Here is an 18,978-nt window from a genome sequence, read left to right on the forward strand (position 1 = left end):
TGTTTCTACACACTTATCCATGACATGGAATATACGGATGACCTGTTTGATTTTGCAGCGTTAGACTTGCTTGGAAAAATAATGGCTATCAAATTTGACAGCTTAATTTCAAAACAAGGAGACAGTGATGAGGAATCTGGTGACCACGTTTTTGACGGCTTGCATTGGCTTGTCTATTTTCCCAGCGGGGTCGCAGGAGGTGTATCCGGCACGCCCAGTCACCGTCATTGTCCCATTTCAGGCAGGGCATGGCGTTGATCTGATGGCACGCGCATTGGCCTCTGAGTTTTCAAAAATTTCTGGCCAACCCTTTGCCATCGTGAACCGCGAAGGGGCAGCAGCCACGATTGGTTTCACGGCTTTGGCTGCGGCCAGGCCCGACGGTTACACGGTGGCGATTTCACCCAATACGCCGTTAACGATTGCACCTCACATCATCAAGAGCGTCACTTACACCTATGACGCTTTTGTCCCTGTTTGCCAAAGCTTTGAAAACGTGATGGCTTTGTTTGTTGGCAATGCATCACCTTACAAAACATACCAAGAGTTGGCTGCAGCGGCCAAGGCACAACCCGGTAAATTCAGTTGGGGAACAACGGGTGTTGGGTCGGTCCCCCACCTGTCCGCATCGGCTTGGCTAGCCACGGCAGGGCTAGATGCCGTCCATGTGCCCTTCAGAGGCGAACCACAGATCTTGCCCCAATTGATCAGCAACGAAATCACTTTCTCAGCGGCATCCATTTCTGGCATGGCGGGTAAAGGTGTTCGCCCATTGGCAGTTTTTGCAGATCAGCGTCATTTTGCCTACCCCGACGTACCGACCATGGCTGAGCTCGGTCACGCCACAGGTGTTCCAGGTTTGAACGGCATGTTTGCACCACGCGGCACGCCTGAATCGGTGTTGGCCAGTTTGGAAAAAACCTGTGCCGAAGTGACCTCTTCAGAAGCCTTTCGTGCATCAGCTTTGCGTTTGAATCAGCGCGTGTCTTTCCTTGGTCGGCGAGATTTTGACAAGCGTTTACGCGCTGACTTTGATGAAAAAGCAAAACTGATCAAGCAACTGAATATCAAAGCGGAGTAATTCACGATGCCTGTTATCAAAATTCGCGAAGCCAACATTCACTACCGTGTTTTTGGCGAGACCGGGCCTTGGCTTGCACTCATTACTGGCGGGCGTCGCGGCTTCAATGAATTCATTCCATTTGCAGAAAAAATTGCCGCCAAGGGCTTTCAAGTCCTGCTGCATGACCGCCGCAACACGGGCGGTTCGGATGTGATCATTGCAGGGCGCGATGGCGAAGAGGAAATTTGGGCCGATGACTTGGACGTGTTGCTAGACAAACTTGGCGCATCCGCCGCCTTCATTGGGGGCACGTCATCGGGTGCACGGCTGACTATGCTTTACAACCAACGACACCCACAAAAAGTCAAAGGTCTGCTGCTGATGCGTGTGACTGGCGGTGATTTTGCTGCGGGTCGGTTGCCGGAAATGTATTACGGCCAATTCATCCGTGCTGCGCAACAAGGTGGCATGAAAGCGGTCTGTGACACCGAGCAATACCAGGAGCGGATACAAGCCAACCTTTCAAACCTGCCAAGACTTATGGCGATGGATCCTCAGGAATACATACGCGTCATGGAGCACTGGCTGTCCATCTTCTTGAAGGGCCCACGCAAGCCTGTACTAGGAATCGAAGACGATGTGTTGCGCGCCATCCAAGTGCCCACCATCGTGATACCCGGGAACGATAAAACGCACGCCTCTGCAAATGGCATTGCTGCGGTTGCCTTGATACCGAATAGCGTTTTGTACCAACTGCCCATTGAAGATCAAGACGTTGCTCTGCTCCCGTTCTCGGATTGGGAACCACACGAAGACACCTTGGCAATGGTGTTGACTGACTTTATGAACAAGGTCTTGAACAGCAGTCAGTGAACGGGACACGCTCTCTGTTGCAGAGGGATGGTCAATCAGATGCGAGCGCCTTGACCATTTCGCGTATGACGTTGTGGTTAATGGCCCTCAAGCATCGAAGCTCCCCCGCAAAAGTTGCAGCCAGTTCGGATCGTGTCTTTAGGATGGCTTGATTCTCTGCCGCAACCTCTGCGTACAAAGCATCCGTTTGCGCAACGATGCGAGAGCAGATCTGATCCAAAAGTCTTTGAGCAGTCGACTTTGAGATTTTGAGCACCGATGCTGCATCGATTAATGTTTGTCTTGTTATCTGTGCAAACTTGCTCACGCCTTCAATAGGCCAAGCCAGCGAGGTTTGATGGGGCCAAACGTTTTGATCAAACGCGATCGAGTCATAACAACCAATCGATAGCATGTCGTAATGAGGGGCCAGTTCAACGCCTTGGCTCGACACCAAAAAACTTAAATTCTTCAAATGAGCGTCACTGTTTCCAACGAGCACGTTGAACACCAACCAACTAAACAAACGGGTTCTTGCAATTGCTGTTGATCGGCAGCTGTTTGCGACCTTACTCAATGTGCTCATATCACCCTGGCTGTACTTGAAGCTTTTATCTAAGCCAAGCAACTGACAGGCGTCAATCACATGCAAACGCTGCCATTGGTCTATCTCCTGATGGCGATCAAATCTGTCAATGATGTAAACGGGCTCTGGTACATATTTCCTGTGTACTTCGGGAACAACGAGGCCTACCCTTTTCGCTAGCCGCATGACAAACCATTCGTTGATGACAGAGTGCGGATAGTCATCGCTTGGATGATTAGGCTTCAATATGTGCGTCGAAGGTGTTGCGCCGTCTGGCTCAAACAATGCGCCGTCTTGATAAACAACGGCTAATTTATGCTGAGCCCCTGCCAAAGACATACGCTTCACGGCCCCTTGCGTCAAAGGGACCTTAGGCATTCGGTGAATCCGCATTGATAGCGCTTCATCCGTTAGCGCTGCCAATGAACGCTTCTTCGAAGGTGTTTGTGCTTCATCCAACAAAGTAACCGAACCAGCAGACTCAGCACCATAAAAAGCCAGCAGTGCAAAGGCGTCTGCCATGTCTGTACGCGCTTGGCTAGCCAATAGAACTCTCTGCCCCTCTTCGGGTAGTAAGTTGTCGAAGTACCACTGGACTGGTCGGTTTGTTCCGCCGTCCAAGATACCGCCCTGCTCTAGCAGTAAATATGGACTCAGCGCATAGCGATGTGGATTGGACAACCAAGCGCTTGTGTAACGAAAGGACCAAAGTCCGCTTTCTTCTGAGAGCTCACCAATTGGGTCGTCGTTGATGTAAGCGATGAGCTTGCGGTTAGGCATCCCTTACTCCTGAAAAAGTGAGTTTTGCGACCTTATCAGCCGCAGCGTCAGGTATATCCAACACAACTCGAATTCCCAAACCATCTAGGACTTCAAAGAGCTTTCCCCATTGAACAGTCTCTCCGCCTTTTTCAACCTTGCCAAGAAAACTCTCACTCACGCCAACGCTGCCCGCAGCGTCATCTTGGCGGATGTGATGCGCCTTACGCACAGTGCGAATAATTTGCCCAATCTCAGGCGCGTTCTTTAAGGTGATCTGCATAAAAAATCCTTACGATTGAAAGGATTTTAACACCAAGACTTGTATTTGTCAATAAATCCCTGCGTTTGAAAGGATTCGTAGGGAGCAATGCTTAAAAAACAAATAATCCGTGTGATCTTAAGAATTTTTGGTGTGATCTGAAGGGAATCTGAGCGCAACATGAAACCAACAACACACCCATTAACACCCATTTAAAAGATGCCCGACCCAAAAATGGACGGAATTTGATTCACTATTTTAAAAATTTCGTGCCGAATGATGCAATCTCAAAATTTCAGCATCATCACCACGCACACGGTAGATGGCGATGTAGTTCTTGTGCAGGACCAGCTCACGCGTACCAGGGACGCGGCCTGCACGGCACATGCCTTGAATCAGGCCGCACTTTGGCGCAGAGGAGCCAATGCCCTGTTTTAAGCGGACGATAAATAGCTCACAATGGAAAGGGTTAGGTTTTCATGAAACGCTGGCCTTCGAAATAGGAGAACACCACCATGGCCCAATTGTTCGGTCGCCAAGCTTTTGTCGAGCTCTTGATCAGCGAAGGTGTAACCCACCTTTTTGGCAATCCAGGAACGACAGAGCTTCCCATCATGCAAGCCCTACCAGATTACCCGGGTTTGAAGTTTGTTCTGGGTCTACAGGAATCGGTGGTGATGGGAATGGCGGATGGCTACGCCAGAGCTTCTCGTCAACTGACTGCAGCCAATGTACATGTGGCGCCGGGACTTGGCAACGCCATGGGTGCTTTGTACAACGCCAAATTCTCTGGCGCGCCAGTGATTCTCACGGCGGGTCAGCAAGAGCAAGGCCATGGTTTGCTAGAGCCTATGCTCTACGACGATTTGACGGCCATGGCAGCTCCCTTGGTCAAATGGTCGATAGAAGTCACCAGGTTGCAAGATTTACCGCGCATCATGCGACGGGCCGCCAAGGTTGCCTTGACCCCACCCACTGGGCCTGTCTTCATTAGCCTACCCGGTGACATCCTCAATGATCTAGCAGAAATAGACTTGGGACAGCCTGTTCGCATTGATCATCGAGTGAGGCCTTCCGACGCCGCCTTGAACGAATTGGCCAACGCCCTACTTTCAGCCGCTAATCCGGTCATTATTTCTGGACAGGAGCTGTGTTCAGCGCAAGCCTTTGCGCAAGCCAGCGAGTTGGCAAGCGTACTCGGCGCCGCTGTGTTTCAAGAATCTATTCCCTACAGTGCCACTTTCCCGACAGCTCACCCGAACTATATGGGCATGCTCACGCGTAACCAAGACAACGTGCGCCAAACGCTGGACCCTTTTGATTTGGTTTTATGTTTGGGGGCTGATTTACTTCGCATGTCGGTATATAGCCCAATCGAACCTTTACCCACACACTCGCGCGTTATCCATCTGAGCGAACGCAGTTGGGAGTTGGGGAAAAATTACAGAACAGAATTGGCCGTGCAAGCCAACGTCAGTGAAACCTTGCAAGCCTTGCTGCCTTTGCTTCTCTCACGCATCGACTCGGGATACAGCGCGCAAGCGCAGTCCCGAAGCAACGCACTGACGCTGCGAAACTGGTCCGTCCATAACCGCAATTCGATCACGCAGGTGCTCACTGAGAATTCGGTGCGTCCAATGACGGCCTCCACATTTGTCATGCAAGTAACCTCTCAACTGTCGCCAGAGGTGATCGTAGTGGAGGAGGCTTTAACTTCTACACATCGCTTACCGCAATTTTTGCATCAGCACAATCACGATGGCTTTTTCGGTCTGGCCAGTGGTGGGCTTGGATTTGCAATCCCTGGCGCCGTGGGTATCAGCATGGCCAAGCCGGGTCGTCCGGTCGTCGCCATCGTGGGTGATGGCAGCGCCATGTATGGCATTCAAGGCCTTTGGACGGCTGCCCATTTCAAGCTGCCCATCACCTATGTGATCGCCAACAACAAGGGCTACCGCATCATCAAAGAACGACTCTTATCGATGCAAGGCTCAGACCAATTCGTCGGCATGGACATGAATGATCCAGCCATTGACTATTGCCAATTGGCCCAGTCCATGGGAGTGCGAGCCATTCGGGTGGAAGACCCCGCAGACTTGGGTACGATTTTGAAAGACAGCATTAGAAGTGGAAGACCCCAACTGATTGAGGTGATAGTGTCAAACGGCTTTGGTGCCTGACGCCCTGAGCCGATATACCCCTGTCCCTTATTCGGCTTGCAAGCCGGCCTCCGCAAAGGCCTTTCCCCAAGCGCCCAATTGTTCTTGAACAAACAAGCCCAACTCAGCAGGCGAAGATCCAGCCAAATCAAAGCCCAATTTATCGATACGATCTCGAATTTCAGGCTTGGCCATAACCAGATTGATTTCTTTGTTCATGCGCACCGTAATGTCCCTGGGCAACTTGGCAGGACCAAAGAGTGCCGCCCAGGTCCCCGCAGGCAATGAAGGTAGTCCTGCTTCCTGCGCTGTCGGTACGTTGGGCATTTGGCTGTACCGTGTAGGCAAAAGCATCGCCAAGGCCTTGAGCTTTCCATCCTTAATATGTTGCATCGACGAAATAGGCGTTGCAAAGGTGAGTTGAACGTGCCCCCCTAAGAGGTCAGATATGGCAGGCGCTTCACCTTTGTAATTGATCAAATTCAAATCAGCTTTGGCTCCCTGATTGATCCGGGTGTGCATAAGTTGTGTGACGCCGCTGTAGCTACCGTAATTGAGTTTGCCAGGTTGCTCACGTGCATAGCTCAGCAACTCGTTGACATTCTGTGCTGGCACGCTGGGGTTTGTTACCAACACATAGATGTACCTGCCGACCAAGGAAACGGGAGTGAAACTTTTGACTGGATCGTAGGGTGGATTCTTTTTAAGCAGTGGCACTTGCATCATGGGCGTGTTGGAGGCCAGGAAAAACGTATAGCCATCGGGTTCAGCCCTAGCTACGAAATCACCCGCTATGGCGCCATCTGCCCCAGGTCGGTTTTCAATTAAAACCATTTGCCCCAAGGAGGCAGTCAAGGATTGGGCCAAAATTCGGGCAACCGCATCGGTGGCCCCACCCGGAGGGAATTGCAAAACGATTCGAATCGGTTTGCTGGGCCAAGACTGCGCCATGCTGCTGGACGCCATCAACGTCAAACAAGCCATGAACAAGGAATGAAGAACCCATTTTTTCATAGACGTTCCTAATCTCAAAGGGTGTTTTGAAAAGTTCGGAACAATCGTCACACGCAGCCCCATTCAAAGTCAAGCAGTTTTTTCATCATCACACCGGCTGCCATTGCAATCAATCGGTCGATCTCACCGACTGACCAAGTGTGACTATGACCACGCGGAAGTGGAACCTTCCTAGTGGACTTCCCACGCAACGTTATGAAAACTGTCTAGGGATTTGGAAGAATGCCACTGAGAATGCAAAATCACACCAAACACTGATGCAGTATCTTGGCCAACTCAAGCACCCTTTATCGGAAAACGTATGAAATTTTCTAGCCTTCTTGTTTCCATCGCAATAAGCTCAACCCTCCTTGGTGCGTCTTCAGCCAACTCTCAAACATTTCCTAACAAGCCAATCAAAATTGTTGTTCCGTTTGCCGTGGGAACTGCCTTGGACATCGTTGCGCGTTCTATTGCCGATGGCATGTCGGAGGACCTTGGTGTTGCGGTGATAGTAGAAAACCGACTAGGAGCTTCCGGCGTGGTGGGAACCGACTCAGTAGCCAAAGCACCTCCAGACGGACAGACGATTCTTTTCACATCGCCAGCGCATTACCTCAACACCAGCCTGTACAAAAAACTTCCGTACGACGCGGACAAGGACTTTAGAGCTGTCACAAAAATTAACAACGCACAGTTGGTTTTACTAGTGCCTAAAAATTCATCGATCAACAACTTGAAAGATCTAATTTCTGAAGCCAAAGCAAAACCTGGCGCTCTAACCTATTCCTCAGCTGGCAGTGGCAGCACGACGCAACTTTGCTCAGCACTTTTTAACGCCATGGCCGGAACTGACATTACCCATATCCCTTATAAAAGTGGCGGACAAGCTCTGACCGACCTTATTGGCGGTCAAGTCTCCACAACATTTGTTGCAGTTGCATCAGCCATGTCTCAAGTAAAGGCGGGTTCGGTGAAGGCATTAGGTGTATCAGGCTTGAGTCGATCGCGAAGCATGCCCGATGTTCCAACCATCTCTGAAGCCGGCGTCCCTAACTACGAATTGGTATCTTGGGGCGGCGCTTTAGTTCGCGCTGGAACGCCAGACGCGATTGTTGCGCGACTTAACGCCTCTATGGTCAAAATTGCGAGTAAGCCCGAGTTTCAAACGCGACTGCAGAACCTAGGTGTTGAACCGGACCTCATGCCAACCGATGTATTCGCAGCACGTCTTGCAAAAGAGATTCCGTATTGGGCAAAAGTTGCACAAACCGCAGGCGTCACACCTGAATAAGCCATGAGGATTATTGATTTTTTCCGACGCGGTTTAGAGCATGGGCCGGATGTACCTGCCTTCATTGATGAAAATGGTGGCCTTACCTACAACCAGGTGAATGAGCTCAGTGAAGGTGTCGCTTCTGGCTTGTACGCTGCGGGCTGTTGCGGCCATAGCGTGGCTGTTTACAGCCCCAACGACCCCACTGCATTTGGCGTCATGATTGGAATTTTTCGGGCGGGCTCGCAATGGGTCCCAACCAATATGCGCAATGCAGTTGCTGTGAATGCGGCCTTGCTGCGCACCACTGAGTGCAAGCTGTTGTTTTTTCACTCATCTCTTGCCAAGCAGGCAGCTCAACTTAAGCAAGAGGTGCCCACATTAATTCATCTGGTTTGCATTGACGATAGTTCCGACATTACTGGTGCGCTAACTTTGCAAAAGTTCATGACCAGTCTAGGCCAACCTTGCCCTGAGCCGCTTGATGATCCTGATCGCATTGAAACCGTGTTTCCTACTGGGGGCACGACAGGCCTTTCGAAAGCAGCCATGTGGACTCAAAGGGTTTGGGAATCGTCAATCAAGGCGTTTTGGACTTGTTTGCCTTCTTCAGAGCCCGCTGTGCACCTTGTTGCCGCGCCCATGACCCATGCAGCTGGTGTGGTGGCATTGATGATGATGGCAAGTTCAACTAAAAATGTCATTTTGCCTTCAGCCGATGCAACTTCAATTCTTGAGGCCATCGAAAAACATAAGATCACCCACCTCTACTTGCCACCCACAGTTGTTTACAACCTGCTGGCACATCCTAGAGTTAGGCAATACAACTATTCATCCCTGCGTTGCTTGGTTATAGCCGCCTCCCCCATTGCACCAGCTAAATTGAAAGAGGCCATGGAAGTATTTGGGCCCGTTATCTGCCAATCTTTTGGTCAAGCAGAAGCGCCCATGTTCATTACATTCCTCTCAACTCAAGATCTACTGTCATCGTCACCAGAAAAATGGCCTGGACTTTGGGCAAGTTGTGGTCGTGCCACTTTGGGTCAGCGCGTTGAGATCATGGCGGAGGATGGCCAGATTCTGCCTAACGGCGAACGCGGCGAAATCGTGGTCAGAGGTGACCTTGTTTTCCCTGGCTACTTTAAAAATCCAATTGCAACGGCAGAAGCATCCGAACACGGCTGGCACCATACGGGAGATATTGGTCACAAAGATAAATCTGGGTTCATCTATATTGTGGACCGCAAGAAAGACATGATCGTCACTGGTGGATTCAATGTGTTCAGTGCAGAGGTTGAGCAAGTGATCTCTGGTCACCCAGATGTAGAGGACTGCGCCGTAGTGGCTGTGCCCGACGCCAAGTGGGGTGAGGCAGTTAAAGCCGTGGTTCAACTAAAGCCAGGACGCAACCTAGATCAAGCGGAACTGATTGCGCTTGTTCGAAGCACGCTTGGGTCTGTGCAAGCGCCCAAAACTATTGACTTCGTAGACCAGTTACCCCGCAGTTCAAATGGCAAAGTTTTGAAACGCGATGTTCGTCAAGCCTACTGGATTGGCTCTGATAGGCAAGTTGGCTAATTGGATTCAAATATTTACAAATGGTTAATCGGTTAGCAAAAGGTTTAACTCCGCTAGTGAAGAATACCGATTTGTCACTTGCAACAGGTACTAAATCCACGAAAAGTGGCTAAATGGTGGCTAGATGAGACTGAAAAGCAAAACGTCCTAGAAACCGAAAAGGTCGCTAGGACGCATGGCAATTCGGGGTGGCTGATGGGGCTCGAACCTCCATAAGACGGGTACACAGGGGCATACAGGGGCACGTAACCCCTTGATTTCATTAGAAACACAACACTTTCATGCCCCTACGTTCCCCTAAATTAGCACTGGTTTAGCACTGGGGAGCAACCTCAATCACTAATTATGCGAACCTACGGACTCAATGCCGATGCCTCGGTACGGCTAGAGGGGGCAGGTCAGTACGTCGTGCCCTGAGAAAAAACACTGAAAGTGTTAGACACTATTTGAATAGTCTCCCCTTCATCTGACACATCCATCTTCCCAAAAATACTGAACACACTCCCATCAGGGTTTTACCCCCTCGCCTCTTTCAAATCAAAGGGACTATGTACTCGAAAATAGGTAAAGCAATTGCCAACCTAAAAGCCTGGAACTTTTGAAGCAACATCAATTCCATTGGCTCCCAGTAATTGCCAATGTACTTCGGGCGCACTCAACAAAGCTTCGAACGATGGGCGAGTAATAGGTGGGATTCCACACCAACAATGCAGGCGCAATCACCGGTTGTCCTCCAATTTTCATGAATTTGACACCCTGAACCCGCGAGCGCGCCAATGATCGCGGCACAAGAGATACGCCAAGGCCATTTGCCACCATGGCCACAATCGTGAGCCATTGGCGAGCTGCATGAATCGTCTTAGGGTGTATGCCTGCGCGAAAGAAGATTGCGATCACGTTGTCATAGTTAGCCGGAGCCACATCGCGCGAAAACATCACAAACCGTTCATCCGCCAGATGTTGCAGACTGACGGTATCGCCCTGTGCTTTAGGGTGATCTTCGGGCAAACAAAGTACGAATTCATCCTCACTCATCGGCAGCGATGCCAGCTGCGGCGGCGCCGTCGTGGCATTCACAAATCCTGCATGAATCTGCCCGCGTAAAAGCTCACTCAACTGCTCTGAACTGGACATCTCCCTGAGCACCAATTCGACGTCAGCCATTTCCGTGTTGAACTGTCTGACTATGGCCGGGACATCGCGGTAAATCAGCGACCCGGTGACGCCAATTTCAAGACGTCCGCGCATTCCCTTTGCAACGATGCGCGCAACGTTAGAAGCACGAGCCACTTGCTCCAAAATTTGGCGTGCCTCTACCAAAAAGGCACTGCCAGCTTGGGTCAGCTCGACATGCTTGCTGTCGCGAATTAAAAGTTGAACCTGTAACTCCTCTTCTAAAGACTTAATTGCACTGCTTAAAGGAGGCTGGGTCATTGAAAGTTTGCTGGCCGCTCGGCCGAAATGCAGCTCTTCCGCAAGAACCACAAAATAGCGGAGAAAGTGAAGTTTCATGCGAGGTTCCTAAGACACTGGTTGTGAAGAATTATCTTTTAACGATTCATAAAAGAAATCATTCAAACCGAAAAAAATATTAGACAAGAATGATTGACATCTAGAAGATAGCTCGTGCAATGCTTTTAGGAGCGGTGCCACAACACTATGACAAACGGAGACGCGTTATGAAAATATTTACCAGTGCCTTCACTTTGGTAGCAGGACTTCTTGCCAGCTCAATGGCCTTGAGCCAAACCTACCCCTCTGCACCCGTCACTTTAGTTGTGCCATTTGCAGCGGGAAGTGGGACCGATGCTGTGGCACGCATCGTTGCCAAAAAGTTGAGTGAACGTATGAAACAGCCCGTTTTGGTTGACAACAAGGCCGGGGCCAACGCGCAAATTGGCTCGCTATTCGTCGCCATGGCAAAGCCTGATGGGTATACGCTGTTGATGACAACAAACACATCACATTCGGCCAATCCGAGCCTGGTTGTGAATCTTAAATACGACCCGATCAAAGACTTCACACCGATCGCGCGGGTAGGTGAACTTCCATTTGCGTTGGTTGTGAACAAAAACGACCCTGCCAAGACGCTAAAGGAATGGATTGACCTGGCCAAACTCAACCCAGGAAAATTTTCTTATGCAACGCCCAACAGCACGTCCTTGGTAGCATCTGAAACCATCAAGCGCATTGCAGGTTTGGACGTCGTTGGCATTCCCTACAAATCAAGCCCGCAAGCCCTTACTGACCTAATCGGCGGATCCATACAGATGTACGTGGTGGACTCGGGCTCAGGCATGGGGATGATCAAATCCGGCGGTGTTCGGGTTTTGGGCGTCACTACAAAAGAAGCTCTGAGCTCTATGCCCGGTGTTCCGCCTATCGCCAAAGTTGTTCCTGGTTTTGATTTGACTTCATGGAATGGCATCTTTGGGCCAGCAGGCATCCCCAAGCCCATTGCGAACAAATTGAACATGGAGTTACAAGAAGTTCTGGCCGATAAGGAAGTACAAAAAGCGCTTAGCCAGCTTGGCTTTGAAACTTGGCCAACCAAGACACCGGATGAGTTTGCCAAATACGTGGCTGACCAATTGGTTCAATGGGGAACCCTCATCAAGCAGGCCGGTATTAGCCCAGAATAAGTATGAGCGCTGATTATTCTGCCCCTTCCGCAGGGCCATTAGCTGGTGTGAAGATTCTCGATTTGACCTCTGTGGTGATGGGACCTTTTGCAACCCAGATCCTTGCTCAATTGGGCGCTGAGGTAATCAAGTTGGAGACCCCGGAAGGTGACAACATGCGCCACGTCGGACCCATGGCTAATCCCGGAATGGGCCATATCTTCTTGAATGCCAACGCAGGTAAAAGAAGTATCGTCTTAGATCTCAAAAATCCAGATGGCTGTGAGGCCGCCTTAAAAATTGCTGAGGGGTGTGATGTATTCGTTAGCAACGTACGCCCGCAGGCATTAATGCGTTTGGGTCTTGACTATGAATCGATGCGCCAGCGCAATCCACGCATCATCCATGTCAGTTGCTGCGGATTTGACCAAGACGGACCCGATGCTGCCCGCCCCGCCTACGATGATCTGATTCAGGGTGCAACGGGGGTGCCATGGCTCATGAAGCAATACGGAGTGCCTGAGCCCGGCTATGCCCCAACCACACTGGCTGATCGCGTGACTGGCTTGCACACGGTCTACGCCGTCACCGCGGCCCTGTATGCCCGCAGCCAATCTGGCTTAGGTCAGTCCGTGGTAGTGCCTATGTTCGAGTCCATGGCCCAATTTATTTTGGGCGATCACATGGCGGGCCTGACCTTTGAGCCGCCCCTAGGCAAGGCCGGTTACGCCCGCCTAATCACGCCCAACCGCAAACCTTACGTGACCAGCGACGGTATGTTGTGCGTCTTAATTTACAACGACAAACATTGGAAAAGCTTCTTTGAAGCCATCGGCGAGTCGAAGGGTTTGGGAACTGATCCACGCTTTGTTACACACAGCGCGCGCGCAGCCAACATCGATGAGGTTTATGCCGAAGTCGCCCGCATCCTGCGCACACGCACCACCGCGCAATGGCGCACATTGTTAGATGCGGCAGACGTGCCGAACATGCCAATGAATAGCCCCGAAGATCTGCTTGTCAACCCTCAGTTGCGAGCCACTGGATTTGTGAGCAACACCCTTCATCCGACGGAAGGACCCTTACACAGCCTTGCGCACCCGACCAAGTGGTCGGGTACCCCGCCAGCGCAAAGCTTTTCTCCCGCGCCAAGACTTGGTGAGCACACACGGCAACTCCTAAAAGAAGCCGGCTACGCCCCAGAAATTATCGAGTCCCTGATTCAACAGGGTGCTTGCCGAACTGCTTCAAAAATGGACTAACAAAATGCAAAAGAGTTACCTGGTTCGAACCGCAGATGTCCCTGCTTATCAACCCGCCAATCACCACCACACCAGCAACCAACGATTGATAGGTCCTGAAACCGTGGGAGCACAGCAGATGGAAATGCTGCTTGGGACACTGCACAGAGGTGGGGGTGCCCTGCCCCATGCACACCCTGGTATTGAGCAGGCCTGCTACCTCCTTGAAGGAACAGCCCATGTCGAAGTGGCTGGTCAGTCCTTTGAAATGGTGCCAGGCGATACCTGTTTCTTTCCTGCTGACAAGATGCACGTTTTCACAGTTACCAGTGAAACTCCGGTGAAGTTGCTTGTTTTTTACAGCCCGCCATACGGTGAATCGCCAGATAAAGTAGTTCGTCCTGCAAGCGCCATATCAAACAGTGCCGACCAATGAACTTTGCGTTATCCCCTGACCAAGAACAGATTCGCGATGCCATTGAGCGGGTCTGTGCGCCCTTTGATGCCGACTACTGGTTGCGCAAAGACCAAGAAGGCGGCTTTCCACATGAATTTCACCAAGCGTTAGCAGCATCCGGATGGTTGGGTATCGCGATGCCCGAAGCTTATGGTGGTGCGGGCCTCGGCATCAGCGAAGCCGCTTTGATGATGCACACGATTTCTGCGACAGGCGCAGGCTTATCAGGCGCATCTGCGGTGCACATGAACATATTTGGACTGCATCCTGTCGTAGTCTTCGGAAATGAAACGCAAAAAAAGCGCTGGCTGCCCCCGCTCATTGCGGGGACTGACCGGGCATGCTTCGCGGTAACGGAACCAAACACCGGGCTGAACACCTTGAAGCTGAAAACCTTCGCGGCGCGTGAAGGCGACCACTATGTGGTGCATGGCCAAAAGGTGTGGATCAGTACCGCCCTAGTGGCCAATAAGATGTTGCTATTGGCACGCACAACCCCCATAGAAAACTGCAAGGGCACAGAAGGATTGAGCCTTTTTTATACCGATCTGGACCGCAGCAAAGTTGAAGTCCGTGAAATTGAAAAGATGGGGCGTAAATGCGTAGATTCCAACCAGGTCTTCATCGACGGTCTTCACATCCCTGTTGAAGATCGCATAGGTGAAGAAGGTCAGGGCTTTAGCTACATCTTGCATGGGCTGAATCCAGAACGTATTTTGATCGCGAGTGAAGCCGTTGGTCTGGGTCGTGCGGCATTGAAACGGGCTGCAGGCTACGCCAACGAGCGCGAAGTTTTTGGTCGAACTATTGGTCAGAACCAAAGCATTCAGCACCCGCTGGCTAAATCGTGGATGGAGCTTGAGGCAGCAGATTTAATGGTTCATAAAGCCGCATGGTTGTATGACCAGAATTTGCCATGCGCCGCTGAAGCCAACAGCGCCAAGTACCTTGCGGCAGAAGCCTGCTACCACGCCTGTGAAAACGCCATCTTCACGCATGGTGGCATGGGCTACGCCAAGGAATATCACGTCGAGCGCTATTTGCGCGAGTCTTGGATACCTCGCTTGGCGCCGGTGAGCCCTCAACTCATCTTGTGCTTCATTGCCGAAAAAGTGCTCGGCCTGCCCAAATCTTATTGAATTTAATTAAACCCATCGGATACCAAAAAACCAGGGCGATTCAGAACCATTGAAGCACTCAGCGGACTCCCTCAAATAATTCCCAGTTCACCACCCGATCCCTCATTCCAAGGAAAAAAATGAGCCAACTTAGATGGGGTTTCCACTAGTTGATATGTCAACCACTTTTCCTATTATTGGATTTGCTTCGCCATCCAGAGCGTAAGCCCCATCCCAGGAGACAAACATGCGTTTTCAATGGAAGTTGGTCGGCACTCTCGCTGCCGTATTTGCAATGAGCAGCGTCACTGCTCAAACCGTCAAAGTCGGCATCATTGCCCCTTTCTCAGGCCCCTTCGCCCATTACGGCACGCTCTTCAAAGCAGGCGCCGAATCCTATGTCGCGCAGCAAGGCGGTAAGCTTGCCGGAAAGGAAATCGAATTTATCTATAGAGACGAAGGTGGCCCTAACCCTGCCAATACGCGGACCTTGGCGCAAGAGTTGGTGATCAAGGACAAGGTCGACTACATCGGCGGCGTTGTGTTTTCACCCAACGCATTCGCTGTGGCACCGGTGATACAGGAATCGAAAACACCGTTCGTCGTTTTTAACGCTGCGACCTCTGACATCACCACCAAGAGCGATTACTACGTGCGCACTAGTTACACGCTCTGGCAGGTAACTGTTCCGCTGGCGCAGCATGCAGCCAAGAAGGGCATTAAGAAAGTGGTTACGGCTGTCTCCGATTACGCGCCGGGTGTGGACGCCGAGAATGCTTTCAAGGCCGAATTCGCCAAGCAGGGTGGACAAGTTGTGGAAAGCATCCGCATGCCAGTCCGCACCACCGACTTTGCCCCATTTGCACAGCGCATCAAGGCCAGTGGCGCACAAGCCGTCTATGTGTTTCTGCCTGGAGGTCCACCCAACCTAGGCTTTGTAAAAGCCTACAACGAGAACGGTCTCAAGGCTGCCGGTGTTGAATTCCTAGGCACCGCTGAGACCGATGAATTCGACTTGCAGAAGTTTGGCGACTCTGCGCTGGGCCTGACGACCGCCTTCCATTACAGCGCTGCGCATGACTCAGCGGCCAACAAGACCTTCGCTGCGGCTGTCGCAAAGGTCAACAAAGAGGCCGTGCTCAACTACGCCACCGTTGGTGCGTGGGACGGCATGGCTGTCATTCACAAGATGATTGAAGCCACTGGTGGCCAGAGAGATGGCGACAAGGCCATGGCTGCGATCAAGGGTCACAAATGGGAGAGCCCACGAGGCCCTGTGAGCATCGACCCCACCACGCGTCATATCACTCAAAACGTTTACTTGCGTAACGTCGAAAAGGCTGCGGGTGGAATACTGGTCAACAAAGAAGTGCAGAACTTCGGTCCGCAAGTGGACCACGGCTTGGCCAAGTAAGCACGAGGCTAGGACCACAGCGTGACATTGCTTGCTAACATCCTGATCGACGGGATCGCCTACGGCATGGTGTTGTTCATCATTGCTGTGGGCCTATCGGTCACGCTGGGTCTCATGCGATTCGTGAACCTTGCCCATGGCGCCTTTGCAATGACCGGCGGCTATCTTGCCGCTTGGCTGGTTCGTGAACAGGGTCTGTCGTTTTACGTGGGTGCCCCTCTGGCAGTTCTGGCCACCGGCTTTTTAGGCGCACTGCTGGAGGTGACGGTACTGCGTCGTTTGTACCGCCGCACCGAATTACAGCAGGTGCTGTTCACCATTGGTCTAACCTTCCTCTTTGTGGCAACGGCGAATTTGTTAGCCGGACCCGAGGTGCAGCTGATCCCTCTGCCACCAGCCCTGTCGCAAGCGGTGGACTTGGGCATCCGCACCTTACCTGCACAACGCTTACTCGTGATTGCCAGTGGTTTACTGATTGTGCTGGCCGCATTCTGGGTGCTCAACACATCTCGTTTTGGTGTGTGGTTGCGCGCAACCGTCGACAACACAGCGGCGGCCTCTGCGCTGGGTATTCCCGTGCAATTGGTCTATGTCACCACTTTCGCGGTTGGCGCGGCGTTGGCCGGCTTGGGTGGAATTCTGGGTGCAGAACTCATGCCGCTGGAGCCCTACTACCCCATCAAATATCTCGTATTGGTGTTGGTGGTCGTGGCTGTAGGGGGCATGGGGAGCATCGCAGGCTCTTTGGCTGCTTCGCTGACACTGGGCATCATCGACACCGCAAGCAAGTACCTTGCATCTGACTGGGGCTCGTTATTCTTTTTCCTAGCTATGGCACTTTTGCTGGCGTGGCGGCCGCACGGGTTATTGATGGCGAGAAAGGGCTGAAGTGATGAAACGATCTTTGCCCTACCTCTTTCTCTTAGCTCTGGCCGCATTGATTTTTTTCGTGTTCCCAGACCAACTGCCGCTGGCCGCGCGCATTGCCACCATGGCTATCTTCGTGATGTCGCTGGACCTGGTGGTGGGATACGGCGGGCTTGCAACGCTGGGTCATTCGGCCTTGTTTGGCATCGGCGCATACGCTTCAGGAATTCTTGCCATGCACCTCACCGGCAATCCGCTCATTGGCCTGCTGGCGGGAGCGTTGGCCGGCACATTGATGGCTTTTCTCTCAGGATTGTTCCTGTTGCGCTACGAAGGTCTCACCTTTCTAATGCTCACTGTTGCCGTTGGCCAAATTGCACAAAACGGAGCTAGCAAACTCCGCAATTGGACAGGGGGGGAAGACGGCCTGACTGGATTCGAAGTACAGAAATTGTTGGGCATCTGGTCGTTCGACCTTTACGGTAGGGTGGCTTTCATCTATTGCTTCGTCGTGATGCTGGGCTGCCTTTTGGCTATGCGACGGCTCATGGGTTCACCGTTTGGTTTGTCAGTAGTGGGCATTCAACAGAACCGGCTTCGCACGGCGGCCATAGGGGGCTCGGTTCGGGGACAGCTACTCAAACTCTATACGCTGGCGGGCACATTCGCGGGTATTGGCGGCGCGCTCAATGCACAGGTCAACCAAATCGTGGGGCTAGACACCCTAAGTTTTGAGCTTTCTGCAGAAGCACTGGTGATGCTGGTGTTGGGTGGCGCCGGCAATCTGTTTGGTGCCATTGGCGGTACGGCGGCCTTCATGCTGATCCACCACACCGCATCCTCCATCAATCCTTATCACTGGCTCTTCATCATCGGCGGTCTGCTGGTGTTTGTTGTCTTAGTGCCGAGAGCACGCCTGTTCGAAGCCTTAAGACGCCGCTTGACAAGCGTATTAGCACCGCAAAGGGAGCTTGCATGAGCTCACAACCTCTGCTGGACGTGCGCCAGTTGCACAAATCTTTTGGCGGATTAAATGTCACGCGGGACGTTTCGTTTGCGTTGCACCCGGGCAACCGGGTAGGACTGATTGGCCCCAATGGCGCAGGAAAAACAACGCTGATCAACCTCATCACAGGTGTGCTCGCCCCCAGCCAAGGGAGTGTCTGGCTGAAGGGTGAAGACGTATCACATCTGCCGCAACCCAAACGCGTGAAGCTAGGTTTGGCGCGTACTTTTCAGATCACACAGCTCGCGCCAGAGCTCCCAATTCATCGCCAAGTTGAGCTGGCCATTCATCAGCGTGAAGGAACAGTCAACCAGATGTTTCGTGCACTGGACAGCTTCCATGCCGTGCGCGATGAGGCCTCGCAGATCCTCCAGACCCTGAAGCTAGAAAATCTGGCTCGACGCAGCCCGATTGAATTGGCTTACGGTGAACAACGCTTGGTTGAAATTGCTCTGGCTATGGCGCTCAAACCTTTGGTGCTGCTTCTTGACGAGCCCATGGCTGGCGTACCCAGTGGGGAACGTCAGGTGGTGCTGGATGCACTCGATACGCTGCCCAGCAACTTAGCCATCTTGATGATTGAGCATGACATGGACCTAGTTTTCAACTTCGCCGACCGCATGCTCGTGCTGGCCGAAGGTGCGTTGCTGGCAGACGGCAAACCAGAAGACATACGCCGTCACCCTGCGGTTCGTATCGCCTACTTGGGTGCGGAGGCCTGAGCGC

The 18,978-nt window shown here is 52.0% G+C and carries 16 protein-coding genes and 1 pseudogene; 13 read left to right on the forward strand and 4 right to left on the reverse strand.

The window, feature by feature from the left end; translation table 11 throughout:
- Positions 1-127 precede the first annotated feature (127 nt).
- Both B9Z42_RS08980 and B9Z42_RS08985 read left to right on the forward strand, forming a co-directional pair.
- Positions 128-1,081 (forward strand): tripartite tricarboxylate transporter substrate binding protein, encoded by a 954-nt coding sequence (locus B9Z42_RS08980; protein ID WP_100133016.1) that lies wholly within the window; start codon positions 128-130, stop codon positions 1,079-1,081.
- A 6-nt stretch (positions 1,082-1,087) separates the two neighbouring features.
- The gene (locus tag B9Z42_RS08985) at positions 1,088-1,936 is read left to right on the forward strand and encodes an alpha/beta fold hydrolase (protein ID WP_100133017.1); all 849 of its coding nucleotides are present in this window, start codon (positions 1,088-1,090) and stop codon (positions 1,934-1,936) included.
- A 31-nt stretch (positions 1,937-1,967) separates the two neighbouring features.
- Here B9Z42_RS08985 and B9Z42_RS08990 read toward each other — a convergent pair whose 3' ends face one another.
- Positions 1,968-3,281: a HipA domain-containing protein gene (locus B9Z42_RS08990; RefSeq protein ID WP_100133018.1), complete on the reverse strand. Its 1,314-nt coding sequence runs from the start codon at positions 3,279-3,281 to the stop codon at positions 1,968-1,970.
- Positions 3,282-3,315: 34 nt separating this feature from the next.
- A pseudogene (locus tag B9Z42_RS08995) lies at positions 3,316-3,543 on the reverse strand (transcriptional regulator); the annotation flags it as partial.
- Positions 3,544-4,037: 494 nt separating this feature from the next.
- Here B9Z42_RS08995 and B9Z42_RS09000 point away from each other — a divergent pair.
- Entirely contained in the window at positions 4,038-5,702 is a 1,665-nt protein-coding gene (locus B9Z42_RS09000; protein WP_100133020.1) for a thiamine pyrophosphate-dependent enzyme, read from the forward strand.
- 27 nt (positions 5,703-5,729) lie between these two features.
- On the opposite strand, the gene B9Z42_RS09005 is transcribed toward B9Z42_RS09000, so the two are convergent.
- The gene (locus B9Z42_RS09005; RefSeq protein WP_100133021.1) at positions 5,730-6,758 is read right to left on the reverse strand and encodes a tripartite tricarboxylate transporter substrate binding protein; all 1,029 of its coding nucleotides are present in this window, start codon (positions 6,756-6,758) and stop codon (positions 5,730-5,732) included.
- Between the two features lie 238 nt (positions 6,759-6,996).
- Here B9Z42_RS09005 and B9Z42_RS09010 point away from each other — a divergent pair, with 238 nt between their 5' ends.
- Both B9Z42_RS09010 and B9Z42_RS09015 read left to right on the forward strand, forming a co-directional pair.
- Entirely contained in the window at positions 6,997-7,968 is a 972-nt protein-coding gene (locus B9Z42_RS09010) for a tripartite tricarboxylate transporter substrate binding protein (protein WP_100133022.1), read from the forward strand.
- Between the two features lie 3 nt (positions 7,969-7,971).
- Positions 7,972-9,528, forward strand: a complete 1,557-nt coding sequence (locus B9Z42_RS09015; protein ID WP_100133023.1) for a class I adenylate-forming enzyme family protein — start codon at positions 7,972-7,974, stop codon at positions 9,526-9,528.
- 609 nt (positions 9,529-10,137) lie between these two features.
- On the opposite strand, the gene B9Z42_RS09020 is transcribed toward B9Z42_RS09015, so the two are convergent.
- Positions 10,138-11,040 carry a LysR family transcriptional regulator gene (locus B9Z42_RS09020; protein WP_100133024.1) on the reverse strand — a complete coding sequence of 301 codons (903 nt, stop codon included), beginning with the start codon at positions 11,038-11,040 and terminating at the stop codon, positions 10,138-10,140.
- A gap of 167 nt (positions 11,041-11,207) precedes the next feature.
- Between B9Z42_RS09020 and B9Z42_RS09025 the strand changes: the two genes are divergently transcribed.
- The 8 genes from B9Z42_RS09025 to B9Z42_RS09060 all read left to right on the forward strand — a co-directional run bounded on the left by B9Z42_RS09025 (position 11,208) and on the right by B9Z42_RS09060 (position 18,974).
- On the forward strand, positions 11,208-12,170 hold the full coding sequence (locus B9Z42_RS09025; RefSeq protein ID WP_100133073.1) for a tripartite tricarboxylate transporter substrate binding protein: 963 nt from the start codon (positions 11,208-11,210) through the stop codon (positions 12,168-12,170).
- 2 nt (positions 12,171-12,172) lie between these two features.
- On the forward strand, positions 12,173-13,411 hold the full coding sequence (locus tag B9Z42_RS09030) for a CaiB/BaiF CoA-transferase family protein (RefSeq protein WP_100133025.1): 1,239 nt from the start codon (positions 12,173-12,175) through the stop codon (positions 13,409-13,411).
- A gap of 4 nt (positions 13,412-13,415) precedes the next feature.
- Positions 13,416-13,826, forward strand: coding sequence for a cupin domain-containing protein (locus B9Z42_RS09035; RefSeq protein WP_100133026.1), 411 nt, complete (start codon positions 13,416-13,418; stop codon positions 13,824-13,826).
- The gene (locus B9Z42_RS09040; RefSeq protein ID WP_100133027.1) at positions 13,823-14,986 is read left to right on the forward strand and encodes an acyl-CoA dehydrogenase family protein; all 1,164 of its coding nucleotides are present in this window, start codon (positions 13,823-13,825) and stop codon (positions 14,984-14,986) included. The genes B9Z42_RS09035 and B9Z42_RS09040 overlap by 4 nt, the downstream gene beginning before the upstream one ends.
- A gap of 226 nt (positions 14,987-15,212) precedes the next feature.
- Positions 15,213-16,379 carry an ABC transporter substrate-binding protein gene (locus B9Z42_RS09045; protein ID WP_100133028.1) on the forward strand — a complete coding sequence of 389 codons (1,167 nt, stop codon included), beginning with the start codon at positions 15,213-15,215 and terminating at the stop codon, positions 16,377-16,379.
- A 21-nt stretch (positions 16,380-16,400) separates the two neighbouring features.
- Positions 16,401-17,267: a branched-chain amino acid ABC transporter permease gene (locus B9Z42_RS09050; protein WP_100133029.1), complete on the forward strand. Its 867-nt coding sequence runs from the start codon at positions 16,401-16,403 to the stop codon at positions 17,265-17,267.
- Between the two features lie 4 nt (positions 17,268-17,271).
- Positions 17,272-18,225: a branched-chain amino acid ABC transporter permease gene (locus tag B9Z42_RS09055; protein WP_100133030.1), complete on the forward strand. Its 954-nt coding sequence runs from the start codon at positions 17,272-17,274 to the stop codon at positions 18,223-18,225.
- A complete protein-coding gene (locus B9Z42_RS09060; RefSeq protein WP_100133031.1) occupies positions 18,222-18,974 on the forward strand; it encodes an ABC transporter ATP-binding protein in 753 nt (250 codons plus the stop codon). Before B9Z42_RS09055 ends, B9Z42_RS09060 begins: the two co-directional genes overlap by 4 nt.
- Positions 18,975-18,978 lie beyond the last annotated feature (4 nt).

This window comes from Limnohabitans sp. B9-3, assembly GCF_002778325.1.
In the GTDB taxonomy this organism is placed as follows: domain Bacteria; phylum Pseudomonadota; class Gammaproteobacteria; order Burkholderiales; family Burkholderiaceae_C; genus Limnohabitans; species Limnohabitans kasalickyi.